At 48.2% G+C, this 16,417-nt stretch carries 14 protein-coding genes and 1 pseudogene; 10 read left to right on the top strand and 5 right to left on the bottom strand.

Annotation, left to right across the window (positions count from 1 at the left end; genetic code table 11):
- Positions 1–477: 477 nt before the first annotated feature.
- The 3 genes and pseudogenes from ACIDITHRIX25_RS92875 to ACIDITHRIX25_RS92885 all read left to right on the top strand — a co-directional run bounded on the left by ACIDITHRIX25_RS92875 (position 478) and on the right by ACIDITHRIX25_RS92885 (position 2,800).
- A pseudogene (locus ACIDITHRIX25_RS92875) lies at positions 478–1,104 on the top strand (IS607 family transposase).
- Between the two features lie 34 nt (positions 1,105–1,138).
- Entirely contained in the window at positions 1,139–2,614 is a 1,476-nt protein-coding gene (locus ACIDITHRIX25_RS92880; protein WP_201732884.1) for a zinc ribbon domain-containing protein, read from the top strand.
- Positions 2,615–2,800, top strand: coding sequence for a hypothetical protein (locus ACIDITHRIX25_RS92885; protein ID WP_201731836.1), 186 nt, complete (start codon positions 2,615–2,617; stop codon positions 2,798–2,800).
- Between the two features lie 175 nt (positions 2,801–2,975).
- Here the strand turns inward: ACIDITHRIX25_RS92885 and ACIDITHRIX25_RS92890 are convergent, their stop codons facing one another.
- The 3 genes from ACIDITHRIX25_RS92890 to ACIDITHRIX25_RS92900 form a co-directional block, all read right to left on the bottom strand.
- Positions 2,976–3,308 (bottom strand): NifU family protein, encoded by a 333-nt coding sequence (locus ACIDITHRIX25_RS92890; RefSeq protein WP_349632138.1) that lies wholly within the window; start codon positions 3,306–3,308, stop codon positions 2,976–2,978.
- 82 nt (positions 3,309–3,390) lie between these two features.
- Entirely contained in the window at positions 3,391–3,876 is a 486-nt protein-coding gene (locus ACIDITHRIX25_RS92895) for an inorganic diphosphatase (RefSeq protein ID WP_052606426.1), read from the bottom strand.
- Positions 3,877–4,203: 327 nt separating this feature from the next.
- Positions 4,204–4,722 carry an RrF2 family transcriptional regulator gene (locus ACIDITHRIX25_RS92900; RefSeq protein WP_052606425.1) on the bottom strand — a complete coding sequence of 173 codons (519 nt, stop codon included), beginning with the start codon at positions 4,720–4,722 and terminating at the stop codon, positions 4,204–4,206.
- A gap of 85 nt (positions 4,723–4,807) precedes the next feature.
- On the opposite strand from ACIDITHRIX25_RS92900, the gene ACIDITHRIX25_RS92905 reads away from it, so the two are divergent.
- The 5 genes from ACIDITHRIX25_RS92905 (at position 4,808) to ACIDITHRIX25_RS92925 (ending at position 12,255) form a co-directional block, all read left to right on the top strand.
- On the top strand, positions 4,808–6,397 hold the full coding sequence (locus ACIDITHRIX25_RS92905) for a 4Fe-4S binding protein (protein WP_201732885.1): 1,590 nt from the start codon (positions 4,808–4,810) through the stop codon (positions 6,395–6,397).
- A gap of 126 nt (positions 6,398–6,523) precedes the next feature.
- Positions 6,524–8,215, top strand: coding sequence for an FAD-dependent oxidoreductase (locus ACIDITHRIX25_RS92910; protein WP_201732886.1), 1,692 nt, complete (start codon positions 6,524–6,526; stop codon positions 8,213–8,215).
- Between the two features lie 513 nt (positions 8,216–8,728).
- Positions 8,729–9,544, top strand: a complete 816-nt coding sequence (locus tag ACIDITHRIX25_RS92915) for a hypothetical protein (RefSeq protein WP_201732887.1) — start codon at positions 8,729–8,731, stop codon at positions 9,542–9,544.
- Complete coding sequence (locus ACIDITHRIX25_RS92920; protein ID WP_201732888.1) at positions 9,541–10,923, top strand: hypothetical protein; 1,383 nt, start codon at positions 9,541–9,543, stop codon at positions 10,921–10,923. The genes ACIDITHRIX25_RS92915 and ACIDITHRIX25_RS92920 overlap by 4 nt, the downstream gene beginning before the upstream one ends.
- Before the next feature lie 162 nt (positions 10,924–11,085).
- Complete coding sequence (locus ACIDITHRIX25_RS92925; protein WP_201732889.1) at positions 11,086–12,255, top strand: acyl-CoA dehydrogenase family protein; 1,170 nt, start codon at positions 11,086–11,088, stop codon at positions 12,253–12,255.
- Between the two features lie 138 nt (positions 12,256–12,393).
- Here the strand turns inward: ACIDITHRIX25_RS92925 and ACIDITHRIX25_RS92930 are convergent, their stop codons facing one another.
- Positions 12,394–13,167 carry an enoyl-CoA hydratase/isomerase family protein gene (locus ACIDITHRIX25_RS92930; RefSeq protein ID WP_052606419.1) on the bottom strand — a complete coding sequence of 258 codons (774 nt, stop codon included), beginning with the start codon at positions 13,165–13,167 and terminating at the stop codon, positions 12,394–12,396.
- Positions 13,168–13,456: 289 nt separating this feature from the next.
- Between ACIDITHRIX25_RS92930 and ACIDITHRIX25_RS92935 the strand changes: the two genes are divergently transcribed.
- Both ACIDITHRIX25_RS92935 and ACIDITHRIX25_RS92940 read left to right on the top strand, forming a co-directional pair.
- Positions 13,457–14,155, top strand: coding sequence for an AIM24 family protein (locus ACIDITHRIX25_RS92935; RefSeq protein ID WP_052606417.1), 699 nt, complete (start codon positions 13,457–13,459; stop codon positions 14,153–14,155).
- 841 nt (positions 14,156–14,996) lie between these two features.
- On the top strand, positions 14,997–15,329 hold the full coding sequence (locus ACIDITHRIX25_RS92940) for an Rv1322 family protein (protein ID WP_502756202.1): 333 nt from the start codon (positions 14,997–14,999) through the stop codon (positions 15,327–15,329).
- Here the strand turns inward: ACIDITHRIX25_RS92940 and ACIDITHRIX25_RS92945 are convergent.
- Complete coding sequence (locus ACIDITHRIX25_RS92945) at positions 15,271–16,398, bottom strand: trans-sulfuration enzyme family protein (protein WP_201732890.1); 1,128 nt, start codon at positions 16,396–16,398, stop codon at positions 15,271–15,273. The genes ACIDITHRIX25_RS92940 and ACIDITHRIX25_RS92945 overlap by 59 nt on opposite strands.
- Between the last annotated feature and the right edge of the window lie 19 nt (positions 16,399–16,417).

A 16,417-nucleotide genomic window follows, 5' to 3' on the forward strand; every position in this document is an offset into this window, starting at 1 on the left:
TAGGTTGGGCTAAAATCTAAGCCGAACGGTCGAAACCAATCATATCGCCAAATTGCAAATCATAGGCATCGCCGTTCTCAGCTCATACTCAAATTCTCTTGACTCATTCTCAGAAACCAAATCGACAGCTTCACAAAAAGCGGATTCTCACCATCGAGATAGACTTTCCACACCCGAAAAAGATCGTGCTCAATCAGGCACAATTGGAACTATCACGCAAAGCAATCTTGGCAATTAAACGATTCAACTGACAAAGTTCCATGAACAAATCGCACGAGCCCTAAAACAGTAAAAACCTCGTTTTGAATTTAGATGCGAAGGCACCAAATTAGAAGGAGCGACTTAGCTCATTGCAATACCATCCAACAAAGGACACCAATCCGAGCTTACTCGCACCGAATCAAGACAACCACTTGGGGCTCGCTACTGCTACTCTCCAGCTGAGCACTCTTGAACGAAGTTTACTATAATGCCTATATGACGAGGTTAGTGCCTATTGGGGTGCCAGCACAGGAGCTTGGGGTACACCCCATGACGCTACGGAGATGACAAGCAGAAGGACGTATCGATCCTCCTATACGCACACAAGGAGACAGAAGGCGTTATGACCTATCTAAGCTTCGTGCTATTACTCCTCATAAAGCTCCATCCACCAGAGCTACTATCGCCTATGCCCGCGTGTCAACCAACGCTCAAAAAGACGACTTGGTTCGCCATGTGGCTCTCCTAGAGAGCTATTGCGCCGCAAACGGGTGGAGCTATGAGATCATCTCCGATGTAGGGTCAGGACTCAACTACCATAAGCGTGGACTAAAAGTGCTTATCTCTTGGATTTGCTCCGGCGAGGTTGGGCGGCTGGTGCTCAGTCACAAGGACAGACTGCTTCGTTTTGGGTCAGAGCTTGTTTTGTCTCTTTGTGAGCATTTTGGAGTCGAAGTAATCATTATCAACGCTAGCGAGGATTCAACCTTTGAAGAAGATCTGACAAACGATGTCATTGAAATCGTAACCGTCTTCTCGGGCTGGCTATATGGATCGCGTAACCATAAAAACAAAAAGGTTATGGAACGGCTTCAAGAGGTGGCCAAAGAGGTAACTCCATGATCCGATCTCCGAGCCTCACTCTATGGTTAGCATTATGAAGCGCACGGTACGTCTAGCCACGTTGCCACTGAACAAGAACAAGTATGACGAGACGCGCTCTGTGATTGGGCACTATAGCGACGCAAAGCGCGTCTTTGTAGCTCATCTGCGCCAGACTAGCCTATGGAGGCTGCTTGATAGAAGCAAAAGCTTTCGTGACTATGCAAAGGCACAGGGCTTATACCCAGAGGGCATCAACGTCCATTTGGTAGACCAAGCTGCCTTTGACGCCGTGGATACCTGTATTCGCCACATCGAGTCCTGCTTTGTAAGAGCTAACGTCAAGGCAAGGGTGTGGAGACGCTTCACAGACGAAGATGAGAGGCATTATGCCTATGCTTGTCTAACGAGATACTCGGCTATTGGCCAAATCATGGGTGGCGGCGTGCCAGAGATCTCCACTGTGACTACCTCCCCCGAAACGGGTGCAAAGATAGCCTCGTACTTACATCGCGTCATTCGAGATGCACTCGATGGTAGCTGGCCAACCGTTATCAAGTCTCACTCTATGTCTTTGGACTCTACCTTGTATTCAGTGGTCGACAACGACACAGCTAAAGGCAAGACCAGACGCTATGTCAAAGTTGTCAGCTCAACTCGCAACAAACGCATCTCGCTACCCCTGTCTGGCATTTCTCGTGTGTCGGGGAATGTCAGGGTCGTACTTGATGAAGAGAACAAGCGGGCCTTCATTCACGTTAGCTACGACGTTGCAGCTCTAGCCAAGGCCACCGGCCCCGCTGTATCGCTCGACTGGGGAATCACCGAGGTCTGCACTGATGACTCGGGAGTTCATCATGGCGACGAGTATGGCCGAGCGCTTAGTTCCATGGCTAAGCGCAGGCATAAGACCGCCAAGGCAAGGAACAAACTTCACGCTCTATCAAAGAGAGATGCTGGCTCCAGAAGAACCAAGCACATCTCACGAAATAACCTAGGGACCAAGAAACAAAAAGCTCGACTCAGGCGTGCAAAGGCACAACTACAGACAATTTCGGGCGCTGCAATCAAAGAAGTGGTCTACGGAGAGGGCAATCGCACCAGAGCTAATGGACGAGCTCCCCAACATCCATCACAACGGCCAAAAGAAATCATCACCGAAGATCTGTCTCACCTAGGGGGTAAGGCTAAGTCTAAGAAGATATCTCGACTCTGCTCATCGTGGGCAAGGGACGAGAACCAAGAACGCATTATGGTACATGCGCATGTCGGAGGTTCCGGCATTAAAACGGTCAACGCGGCCTACACCAGCCAAACATCTCCTAATCCAACGTGTGGGTATGTCTCTTTCGACAACCGAAGCGGGGATGTGTTTCACTGTCGTAACCCTTATTGGGATTGCAATTGGCAGGGCGATGCAGATCACGTAGCCTCCATGAACATCAAATCAAGGATCCAAGATCACCAGATCGACCGGTTCACTCCCTACACGGAAGTGAGAAAGATTCTTGACGCGAGGTTCCCACGCTAAATGGAAAGCCGGAACATCCTCGAAGATGCCAAGGATAGCGCTCACGGCAGGACTCCAAGGATACCACGACAACGCGAGTTGGACGTGGGAGGTGTGCAACCACCGACTCGCCCTAGTTCTGTCCCCGTGGATGGGGCAGAACACGCAAAGGCGTCTGGAGAGCGAAAACAAAAGAGGTGCATATGAATGTATATGTATTTCGGAGCGGCAACGGCAAGGTCCAACCAGGTTCAATAACCAAATATAGAAACCAACGGCCAGAAGAAACGCTTATAAATCGCCAGCAGAAGACGGAATCTAAATACATACAAAAGGCGCCAAGCATAAGGCGCCTTTTGTATTACAAACGTATTTATAAACTTTAATAATCTCCCCTAGGGACGTAGCCTCCACGTCCTAGCGAGTAGCTAGATTCAAAATCTAAACTCTCATCGACGCCGCCACGGACCTCGGTCACCCAATCGAGTCGACCCTTGATTATTCGCTCTATTCCCGCCTGTAGGGTTACAGATGAGATTGCACAAGATGAGCAACTACCTTGGAGCTGTACCTCAACGACTCCCGCCTCAACGTCAACACTAACTAGAGCTAAATCGCCACCGTCTGCTTGAACAGCCGGGCGGATCATCTCTATGAGTTCAAAGACGTCTCGAGTTCTATCATTATCCTGAAAGGTGCTTTGATCTATAGTCACGAAAACATCTTAGTCCACCCGAGCAATTGTTACTATCGCTATAGGAGTAATTGACCAAGAGATTCCATATCCAAAGATGGGACTAATGGTCCGAGTGCAGGCGTTCTATCGCACCATCTAACTCAACTTGAGCAGCTGCTTTGTTTGAGAATCCCTCAATGGTGGCAAACTTTTTAGGTTCCAAATCCTTATAGTGTGCAAAGAAGTGGCTTATTTCGTCCTTCAAAAAAGAAGAGACATCTTCGATGTCGTGGATGTGATCAAACCTTGGATCACCATCAATGACACAAATCAGTTTGATGTCGCGCCCTTTTTCATCGGACATCACAAACGTGCCGACTGCTCTAGCCTTGAGGTGACACCCTGGCACCAACTCCGCATCTAATACTAACAACGCATCCAAGGGATCGCCATCTTCACCCAAGGTCCCCTCGATATATCCGTAGTTGAGAGGGTATGCCATAGGCGTGAACAGAACCCGATCCAACCAAACCGCATTGGTTTCATGGTCGATCTCATACTTATTTTTGGAACCCTTTGGAACCTCAATCACAACTTCGAAACTCATAGAAACTCCTTGACTCAAAGTTACTGGATGCACGGCTATGACATCACAAACAACTTGATCTCAACTGCTATAAAACCGCAGCTACAATACCACAGCTATTTTCAGGTAGCCATAGTGATACGTCGAAAAATCCGATCGCGCAAAGATACAAACTAGGCTCCTATTTCCCAAATACCGCAATCTTTGATTAGATTTCTCATACTATTTGCAACAAAATTCATAGCGCATAGCCTCGACTTGAAACCGCATAGCCGAGATTCAAGCAAATAATTTAGAAAAATCTCAGAGCATCAGAGCTCTCGGTGTTTCACAGCAAAATCAAAAACTTCAAAGCTTGACGACACGTCCACCCCGATGACTATCGATCGGCGCCAAATACTCCCCGGACTCTATCGCTATATCGCGCTCTGTAACCTCTGCCAAAGTCGAAGCGGCCAATCCATCCCTAAAGGAGCTCAATGCGCCCTTCCAAGAGTCATGGAGTGGACAAACTTTTTCCCAATAACAAGGTCCGTCACCCATCGCGCACCGATCAGAGTGAATATCGCCTTCGCCGGCTTCAATCACCTCTAAAAGCGAGATCTCAGTGGGTGGCCGAGATAGCCAATACCCTCCACTTCGACCAGCTCTTGAGATAGCAATGCCAGCTCTAACTAGGTCAGCAAGAACTTGAGGAGTAAAACTCACTGGAATAACAGCAAATTCCGAAATTTCTCGAATTTTTTTTGGAGTTCCATCGACATACGCTCGCGATAGACAAATAGCAGCTCGCAGTACATAATCACCCCTTCTCGATAGCGTCACATTCAAAATTAACTCCCAATTTTTCACAATCTGACTTGACATTTATATTCTACAGTGACAAACTTTACGTTTAGTACTTTACTAAAGGTACATAACATTACAAAAGCACAATAGGGGGTGCAGATCGATGACTTACGTCACTGATCCAAAAACGAAGGCTATGCCCTTCAAGGATGAGGATGATCCTCGAAAAAACGTTACCAGTGAGGGACGGCTCGACCCAGTCGCAGTCGCGATTCGGCTGCGACCAAAGGTCGAGACCGACATGGCATCTCACTTCGCTCCTAGCGATCCAAAGCTAGACCTCAGTCGCACAAAGCCAGTCAAAGCTATCCTCAAGAAGCGTTGGCTCCAATTCGCACTGATCGTTCCAAACCAGCTCATCTTCTGGTTGGTTATCTTTTCCGGCTTGATCGGGACCGTAGTACCAGGATTAAACTTCGCAACCGCAATTACATGGTACATCTGGTTCTGCATCGTATTCGTCCTTATGGTCGTCGTAGGACGAGCTTGGTGTGTTATGTGTCCCTTCGGCGGCTTCGGCGAATGGATACAACGTAAGACCTTCTTCAAGAAGACCCAGAAATCACTAGGCTTTGGCCTCAAGTATCCAAAGAAGCTAGCTGCTTACGGATTGGTCTCCTCAGCGGTCAGCTTCTTGGTACTAACCTATATTGAAGAGTTCTTCAATATAGCTGGTCCAGGAGCACCCCATGACACTGCATACATGGTCCTTGGCATCGTAGCATTCGCAACAATAACCTTCCTGGTCTTCGAACGTCGTACCTTCTGCCGCTATCTTTGCCCACTATCAGCCCTAATTGGTTCCGTCGGATCGATGGGATCGATCGCAGGCTTCCGCACAAAGGATCGTAACGCTTGCCAGTCTTGCTCAACCAAGTCCTGCATGCGAGGCGGCGAAGAGGGATACGGATGCCCATGGTACACTTGGGTCGGCAGCGCGGACTCCAACTCACTTTGTGGTCTTTGCACCGAATGCTACAAGTCTTGCCCAACTGACAACATTGGCCTCTATGCACAAGCTCCTCTCACCTCAGTAATCCAACCGAACAAAAAGAGAATGGACATCGCCGTTGTAAGCGCTATTCTTCTGGGACTCGTCGTCTTCCAGCAAGTAAATGCACTCAGCATGTTCACATCGTTGGACGATTGGCTAAATAAGCAAACCCACTTCCCACAATATCCAAATCCAATCGATTACGTAGGCTTCATTGCTCTCTTCGCCTTGGTTCCTGTTGCAATCTACAAAGTAGGCGCAATTCTCTTCTCTAAGGGAACGATCGCCACTACTGACGGCACCTTCATGACCAAGAGAAGCGAATTCAGAAATTGGTTCATCTCTGGCTCATACGCCCTGCTCCCAGCCATTGGTGCTGACTACTTCGCTCGTCAGCTTCCAAAGTTCTTCAAGCATGCAACCAGAATCGTCCCAGCAGTTGCTCACCCATTCGGTGGCACCGCAAAGGCACTCTACAACTACCGACTTCTTTCGGACTCCCACATCGTGATGGTTCAAGTCGCAATCATGATCATTGGAACTCTAGCGTCTCTTTATGCAGCCGCGAAGATCTCCAAGAGGGATCTCGTCTTGACCAACAAGGGTTCAAAGGTCGCATACGCCTACTTTGCGGTAGCAATCCTCGCAATGTCCATCCCAATGACCTTGCTCTACATACCAATGCACGCCGCAAACTAAATGCATCAGGGCTGATCGAGTTCGCCTCTTGGTCAAACAACATCAGCCCTACAGAATTGATTCGATTTTACATCTGCTCCACGCTAACAAAGATAAAAAGCCGGAGCCATCAAGGAGTTCTACAAGATGACAACTACCTTCAATCCAACTAAGATTTCAAAAAACCACAGCGAAGCCCCAGAGGTCCCCACACTAGGAAGCGAACTTCTCATCGAAGTCCTAACTGATCGATGTGCGGGCTGTCAGGAATGCCTTATTCGCTGCCCAACGGGAGCCATTGGCCTAGACACCGACAACTGGATCGTCACTGTCGATTCAGCACTTTGCGTAGGATGCGGACAGTGCGAGCGCACTTGCCCGTTTTCAGCAATTACAATCGACGGAACGCCAAAGGTTGCACCAAGCGAGCGCCATTACCTTCAGAACCGAGCCATACCCGCTATCGCCCCTTGGGAAGAGACCAGATCCGGCTTCTCTAACCTCGAAGCTGTTCTCGCCGAGGCATCACGATGCCTAAGCTGTCCCGATCCAACATGCGTTCGCGGATGCCCAGCGCACAATGATATTCCAGCAATGATTGCCTCGATCCGAGAGGGCAACCTAGATCAAGCTAGATCAATATTCGAAGCCACTACCCATCTTGGATCGATCTGCTCACGAGTTTGCAATCAAGCTGTCCAATGCGAGGGAGCTTGCTCGTGGAAACTAGCTGGTAATGAGCCGGTGGCAATTGGCCTTCTTGAACGTTTCGTCTTCGACAATAGCGAGATCCATGCTCCACATATCGAAGCTTCCTCTTCGATGAAGGTCGCAGTAGTTGGTTCCGGTCCTGCAGGAATGTCTGCGGCATGGGAATTCGTTGAAGCCGGAGCTGAAGTTACGGTCTATGAGGCCGACCCAATTCCAGGCGGACTATTGAACCATGGCATCCCGGAATTTACTCTTCCAAGTGAAAAAGTTAGTGAAGTTTGGAAGTCTCTAAGCGACGCAGGCGTGAAGGTTGAACTAAATCACCGCGTTAGCCAAGACGATCTTCAAGACTTTACCGAAAAGCTAGATGCAATCGTCCTAGCAAATGGAGCATCATCACCGATAAGGCCCTCAGTCCAAGGGTTGGACAGGCCGAACGTAATCGATGCTATGGCCTTTCTTGCAGCTTATGGCGAAAAGCTTGGCGCACATAACGACACCAATGCCATTGAAGGAAAGAAGATCCTCGTCATCGGAGCTGGCAACACAGCAATGGATGTTGGACGAATTGCAATCCGCTTCGGAGCTATTCCGACTTGTGTTGAATGGGTAACTGAATCGTTCGCTCGTGTTAGAAGTGACGAGCTCGAAGAGGCACGACATGAAGGGGTATCCGTCCGGTTCAACACTACCGCTACATTGATAACCGACGGAAAAGCTACTTTGGTGACAACCCAACAGAGCGATCCAAAGGTACTACCTAAGCTGATTCCGGGAACCGAAGAGATCGTCGATGCGGATATCGTCGTTCTGGCACTTGGATATCGTCTTGGAAGCGAATTCGGACAACTTGCACCACAGGCACCTTTTAGAGCCAGCGAATCCACAAAGCCTGACGACAACTGGATCACTAGTGGTATCTTCTCCGGTAACCATAACCACAATCGGTCGATAGCCGATCTGTCTTGGAAGCGAGAAGTCGCCGTTGCCGCCGCTCGAAGCCCCTATGCTGCAAACGTATTTGTAGTAGGAGACGCCCTAGTTGGGCCGTCCAGTGTAGTCGAGGCAATGGCTTCCGGAAGAGAAGCTGCACGCGCTTCAATCAGAGCACATGCTAGCAAAAAATAGCAACGAGGCGCGCGTTACATCCCAATACTAAAACAGGGAGGATGCCAATACGAAAGAAAAATCAATCAAAAAGCTAGATCTTAATAATTACCTTATGAAAGATCAGATCACCTTCGACTAAGGAAGTGATCATAAAGTTTCTCCCTTCGACTGCATGAACCCTGCACCCCCAGTGCCATGCTTCGAAGGGAGATCTTTTATTATCTACATGATACATAGATATCGCCGAAAACGGGATGCACATTTAATAAAACTATTCCCAAGTGGACTTTCACTAGTCCTATGCCCCTGGCAAGTCAGTATAGAAATACTACTCTCCCACAAGGGAAAATACCGAAATGGTTAGCTAATGGTGATTTGGCCGACGTTCCCAATACCAATTTGAAGTCCCCGAACCCTTGCCGAACAAATGACCAATTGCTTTGCCAAGCCTAGGTGCAGTGACATTCACCGTTCATTTATCCAGGCCAACGCGTTATAAACTCCCGGTCGTGCGATGTTAAATCGGAGGCAATGACCAAATCAGAAGATGACCTAATACCTGATGGAATAATTCGCGCCCTACCGGAAGAAATATTGTCTGTGGTCATTAATGGCCATCCAGTGGTAGTCACACTAAAGAAAACCACTCTTAGTGACGATATTCAACTAGGCGTTAAAATCATCTTTACAGGAACGGGTAATGAAATGGTAAAATGCAAGAACCTAGAGAATGCACTTCATTCCACTAAAGATCAGCACATCACCAATAGTGACTTAATTAAAGAGAAGGCCGCCTATGATTCGCAGACCACGGAAACGGCACAGCATCTCGTATACCTAGAGACCCAAATCGCCAAGAATTCACTAGAGAGACATGCTCCAGATATCAAAGGCGCAGTCGATCTTTTAGCCTTTGCGAGCGAGCCCACCACAGCCAAGATACTCCCCTTCCCACAAAAAGCACCGCCTAAAGACGATCCCAACTTGGCCCCGGGTCCACCACTACTCACTGAGATTATAGATTTTCAAAGCCGCTCCCAGATAGCACTGCTGAATCGAGCAAGGAATGGAGCTGTCGGATCAAACATAATCCCGGAAACGGCTGACATCGAACTCTTCAAGCTTCACGAGCTTCGATCACTGCGAACAATGCGCTTTTCAAACTCAAACATATCAATCGAAACTTCGATCGCCAATCGTCAATCGAAACAATACGCAAGATCCCAACGCCAAGACGACGAACCCGATCAATCACAGAGACGCTCGATGAGCCATTTAAGGTACAGCCAAGGGCCGAATCTCTCTCGGAAATTTAAAGCTAGTGTTGTGGATACCGACAAACTATGAAATGCTACGAACTCTGGGACACCGATTGCGACCTTAACCTCTCCCGAGAGCACCACTATCGGTGTCGAATGCAAGCCCATTCAACCGATGACGTCATCAATCGTTGCTTAGATGCTGGCTTTACCCCAAACGAAGTAAAAGAAGTACTTTCAATCAATGCTGATATACCTCCCGATAACCGAGTGTATGAATTCCTCACCACGTTCTCTCAAGGACGGGCTGCGCTGGAATCCACCAGAAAAAAGAAGGAGATAGACCTAGAAGCACTAGCTCGGATCAATAATGCTAAATACCTTTGCGAAATAGCGTCCAATCGTTATAACACCGTCGAAACGCTCAATTTCCTGGCACAATCACCTCATCGCGCGGTACGAGTAGCCGTTGCAGGCAACCCAAACACGCCACCTGAAACGCTAGTGGAACTTTATCTCGAATCAACACCCGAACTGCGTGGCTTTTTAGCTGAAAATCCAGCCACTCCTAAAAAGTATCTAGAGAAGATTTTCAAACGTGACAAGGGTTCAGCCGAACGGCGACTGGCAAAAAACCCCTCTGTTCCCGGCGAGATTCTAGAAGCGATTATTGCTACCGAAACAGCCGACACCAGAATAACGATCGCAAACAACCCCGGCGCGGAACTTCAACTTCAATTTAAGCTCGCCGAAGATGCTGACTGGAGAGTTAGGTATGCCTTAGGGAGATCGGTCTTTGCAAAAAATGAGGTCATTGTCAAACTCGCCACCGATCCATTAGCCTCTGTGAGATCCGCGATCGCCTTGAACCCGCGCACCCCACATCCTACAATGCTCCAATTGCTAGAGGAGGAGGATTACGTGGTACGGTACCGTCTAGCCCAAAACTCGGCTCTACCTCTACCAATATTTACAAAAATCATTGACGATCGCGATTCCTCAGTGCGAAGGATATCGACTACAAATAGCCACTCCCCTTTTTATTACATACCTGAAGAAATGGCTGATGCGATAGAGAACCAACCGAACTATGCATGGGTATCTTTTCTCTCAAATGAACAAATTCCAGAATCAATTCGACATCAATTAAGAAACACAAATGTGCCCCAAACCGACGTAGCTATTAATGAATTTTCCCATAGCCATCCGAGCAATATCGCTCTCTTTGCTGAATTAATTGCTCGCAATAAATACAAAACGAGCTTACATGTGAAATTTACTTTAACTGGATTACTGTGTCGACATCCTAAACTAACCGATGAGATTGAAGAGTTGACCATTAGCATTCTCGAAGAGTGTGACTACTCTGAATCGATCCGACTACATTTGCGCCAAATACTCATATCGAACTTCCATGGAGAGCACAATGTCATTCAAGCTTTGCTGCGTCGCACCGTCGCTGCATAAAATCTCAAGTCTTTATCAAGAGCTAAAAAGCAGGTCGTCTTGATACTCGAAGATGACCCCAATCTGATCCCAGAGTTAGAGTTGCACTGCTTGAAAAAGATCATTTAGACAAAATCGATCTACAAATTAAATTCGAGAGCTCCGGTAATCTAGAGTCATTAGATGGACTTCGATCTAAATGAATCTCAACTTCTCTTTCGCTCTCGAGTAAAAGCGTTCGTAGACAAAAAGGTAATTCCGAACGCTCGAAAACTTGAGCAGAGTAGAACATATCCTGAAGATCTCGTTCTGGAGATGGCCGAGATGGGCCTCTTTGGAATGACTATCCCCCAAAGCTATGGCGGACTTGGCCTTGACTGTGTGTCGATGGCTATCGTCTTTGAAGAACTTTCACGTGGATGGATGGGACTAGCTGGGGTGCTAGGGACCCATAGCCTATCGAGCGCAATGATCTCCAAATTTGGAACGCCTAAGCAAAAAGAGAGATACCTACCCAAGCTAGCCAGCGGTGAAAAAAGGACAGGAATCGGACTCAGCGAAGCGAATGCAGGCTCCGACCTCCAAGCGATCAATACAACTGCGGTAAAAGTCGACGGAGGCTACATAATTAATGGCTCCAAGATGTGGATAACGAATGCGCGCCACGCAAATCCCCTACCAATCCTCGTAAAGACCGACCCCAAAGCGACACCTAGGCACCTCGGGATGTCTATATTTCTCATAGAGACACCAGCCAAGGGATTCTCAATAGTCAGAGACATCGACAAGCTGGGATACATTGGCCCTGAAACCTGTGAAATTGCAATTGAAGATCTCTTTGTAAGCGACTCTCAACTGCTAGGTGAAGATACTGGCCATGGTCTGAGCCAAGCGCTTTGGGCGTTACAACTTGGGCGTATAAATGTTGCGGCGCGCGGAATTGGTCTTTCACAACGCGCTTACGACGAGGCCCTCAAATACTCAAACGACAGAAGCGCCTTTGGCTCACCCATCTCCGATTTCCAACTTATTGGGGCTAAGCTCGCCGAAATGGCCATGAACATTCAGGCCGGAAGATTACTTACCTACTGGGCGAGCGAAGCAGTCGATCGGGACCTTCGACTCGACCAACCACCAGCAATGGCAAAGCTATTCGCCTCAGAACTCGCTTTATCGACCTCACTCGAATCGATGCGTATCCACGGTGGATATGGATACTCCACGGACTTCGAAGTAGAGAGACTCTATCGCGACGCCCCTTTATTAGCCATAGGAGAAGGAACAAACGAGATATTAAAGACGGTAATTGCAAAGTCGATCAATCGGGACTACCGAAATAAAAACCGAAGATAGTACTACCAATCCAGAGAAATATCTCAAACATGCCTATGATTAACGATCCGACTTCCATCAGAGCATGAGCAATCAATTAGCCTTGTTAACTTTTTATACTATCGAAAAAGGGCTAATTAAAAAACCAGCTTGGCGTAACTATCTACCTTGAAATTTCGGCGAACGCTTTTCAACGAAAGCCGTGATAGCTTCCTTGGTATCTAAACTTTTGAAATTAATGGCCTGGGATTTAGCCTCGGAATCAAGGGCGCCGACCATGGTTGAGTCGAATGAATCGTTCAAAAGTGATTTGATCAAAGAGAGCGCAATAGGAGGTCCCTGAGCCAGCCGAAGGGCCCAATCACGAACGAAAGAATCGATTTCGTCTTCGTCGATCAATTGGTTCAACAGCCCCATTGAAAACGCCTCTTGGGCACTCAGGATATCACCGAAAAAGGCCAACTCCTTCGCCTTATGCAGTCCTATAAGTCGAGGAAGCAAAAAAGACCCGCCGAAATCAATCGAGAGCCCCCGCTTCACAAAGATCTCCGAGAAGCGAGCTTGAGGGGAGGCTACTATCAAGTCGCAGCCGAGGGCCATATTGCACCCCGCACCCGCAGCTATTCCAGTAACTTTAGCGATAGTGGGCTTAGAAAAACGATGTAGCATGAGGGCGACATCGTTAATCTCCCTCATTCGGGCCATTCCATCACCACCGACGAGCTCGCCGCCAGAGAGATCAGCACCGGAACAAAAGGCACCGCCCGCACCTGTTATCACCAGGACTTTGGCTGTAACATCTGATTCTAGGGCGACAAGAGTCTTACGCAATTCCATCCACATTTGATTGTTGATCGCGTTCTTCTTCTCAGGGCGGTTGAGAATCAGCTCAACCACACCTTCATTGTCTCGGCTTGTCAAAATAGTTTCCATAACCCACAAAGGATAACACAAGGAACCGTCGAGGGCTTAAAAATTAATCAAATGAGACCCAATTATCCCCCGCACCCAAATAGACCCGGAAATCAATCCTTCCTCAAACCTCGCCCAGTCACCGCCAAAGTTAATTACCAACGCGATATAAATCCATCAACTGCCGTTTCCGAGATGAAGCTAGAAAAATATCATTCATTCTCAAAAACGACAAATTACTTTGTTAGATTTAAGTTGGCCGAACTAGTGATCGACCTTGTGAGCTAATTTTTGGAGGAAAAGCACTTATATGCGAAGCGAAATAAAGGGAACCACGATGCCCGTTCTCGAGATGTGGCTTGATTCCGGCGAATCGATAATCTCAACACACGGCGAGCTCTCCTGGATGACTCCCAACATGACAATGAACACTACATCCGGGCTAGGCGGAGGAGGAAAAGGACTTCTTGCTGGTATAAAGAGGGTGGCCGGAGGTGGATCCCTCTTTGTAACCAAATATAGTGCCGCCAATGGCCCAGGAAGCGTCGCCTTTGCGGCCAAAATGCCGGGCCATATCTTTCCAGTCGAGATTACCCAAGGGGCAGGATACTTAGTACATCGACATGGCTGGCTCTGCGCCACACCCGGAATCACTCCGACCATCGGCCTTCAACAATCTTTTAGGGCGGGCCTCTACGGGCGAGATGGCTTTGTGTTGCAACGTCTTGAGGGCAGCGGTACCGCTTGGATCGAGCTATCTGGGGAGACAATCACATACGACCTCCAACCCGGACAGAGTCTGCTAGTCCATCCTGGCCATGTGGGGATGTTTCAAGATACAGTCGCCTTCCAGATGACAACCATCCAAGGACTCTCCAACATCTTCTTCGGTGGCGACGGATACCATCTAGTAGCACTGACCGGACCCGGCAAAATCTGGTTACAGTCCATGCCACTTCCAATCTTGGCCCATTCGCTGCAACCCTATATAGCTCCGCCTCAGTCATAAATGACAATAACCCCTAATAAAACCCTAATAAAAGAAGTCGAACCGTACGCTAAAAAACTACCTTGAAAATTACACCATTGCTGGGCGTGAGGGACCTTGCTTAGCTACGAGCGGAATCGATCCACCTTGGGGGCAACGTCCCAAGAAAAGCCGGGGCTTTTCTTGGGACGTTTCAAAGAACAACCAGTATTTTTATATTTGCAGTAAATAGATCACTGGTACACCAAGTCGTCAATAAAGCTAAAGAATTTCTAAATCGCCAGCGTCGCCAAGGCCAAAACACGACCTTCTCATTTAGAAGCTAGAACAAGGAAGCTACCGGGACCGAAGAGTTGTGACCACCTCGACTTAACGCAGACTCCAAACAAAACACATGCGAAATTATTTGGCTTTCTGCCTCAAATACCAAATCATCGACCGTCACCACCCCTTTTATCTCACCAAGGAACAGCAGATATCATGGACTCGCAATTCAATCATGCAAGCGCTATCTATCTGTTTGAGATGTGGATACCATTGCTTGTCCGTAGTCCATCCCTGCCTAAATGGTAATTTAAAACAAAGCCAAGATTACAAAGCGAAATCCAAGAAGCGAACTTTTTAAAGTGGGTATCTAAATCCTCGATATCTGCCTAGATAGCTCCAAACCACACGCAAAGGCAACTATCGACAACAAGAACAACCGCCCGCCTCCTCAAATCCTAAACCACACGTTGCAATCTCCAAAACCACACGTTGCAATCTGAGATGAAGCTAGAAAACGTTTAATTCAACCCCCTTGGACCTAGACTGTTGAAGTTGTCTTAAGGAACCTTAGGCAAAAGAGGAAAGGCCTCCCTCAGTGCTCGAACGCAACATCGGACCGATCGGAAGGATAGTTGATCCATCAACAAATCAACTCTCACAGTGTCGCAAAGTTCAGCCTTTTCAAGCGTCCAAAATCTACCTTTGTCCCGCATGTAGCTATGAGATTGGCCATGGCATCGGCCACTTTGTAGTAGTTCCCGACTTTGATCCCACACAGCGTCGTCACTGGCACGAAAGTTGTCTCAAACGGGCGCTTTCGCAAAAGATAGCCACTTCAAACAGGTCAAAGGGGCGGAAGCGCAAAAAGACTAAAAAGCAAAGGCACGACCAAGGCCACGACGAAAATCATCAATCAAATCATCAATAGATTCAATTCCGACGCTTACTCTAATCAATCCTTCACTCACTCGTTTTCCATCTTGTCTAGCTCGTCTTTCCACTTGAGTCTCCACCCCTCCCAAGCTCGTGGAATTAAGAGCGATCTCTAAACTCTCACAAAACAACTCAGCCCTATATGGGTTGGGACCCAAGTCAAACGAGAACATGCCACCACCAAATCGCATCTGTCTCTTAGCGATCTCAATTGACGATTCGTCGCCCAGAAATGGGTGGTTCACCGATATGACCTGGCTTTGAGCGGCCAAAAAGCTGGCCAACGATAGAGAATTGCCCGAAGCTCTCTCTATCCGCAGACCTAGGGTCCGGACTCCCCTTAATATTAAAAACGCCTCCATTGGGCCAAGGATTGCCCCATTTAGGGTCCGAAGGGTGACCAAGGATCCGTGCCACTCTCGATCTTTGGTGACAACCACGCCACCTAGGACATCTGAATGGCCAGAGAGATATTTAGTCGCGGAATGCACCACGACGTCCGCCCCTAACTCAAGGGGATTTGTGGAGATCGGTGTCGCAAAGGTGTTATCGACACACAGGCGCCCGCCAACTAAATGAGTACTAGAGGCGATGGCCTCAATGTCATAGATCGACATCAAAGGATTAGTGGGCGTCTCCATCCATACAATATCAACGCCACTACTAGCTTCAATAGCATCACAGAAGCCCTTGGTTGAGGAAGCGTCAACGCCCTTATAGAGAATCTGGCCTGATCGAAATCTGGCCTCGAACTGATTAATAGTTCCCGTGTAGGAGCCGAGCAACGCAAGCACGCTGATTGGGCGATGAAATAAAAAGCTAAGCGAATCGATGACGCCGCTACAGGCCGCCAGCCCGGAAGCAAACGCGACTGCCTTACCCTCTTCTAATCCCCCTACCACCTCTTCAAGGGCCTCTACGGCCTCTTGAGAAGAGCGTGAGTAGATTCGCTCTCCCCCAGCTATATAGGTGCTTGAAAATACGGGAGAGACATTTAGGGGAGATCCGGGATATTGCTGTGGGCGCCCCAAATGAACGCTCTTGGTGTTCTTTGCCTGTTCCATTAAAGCCCCGAATCAGTCG

Source organism: Acidithrix sp. C25, from assembly GCF_904848545.2.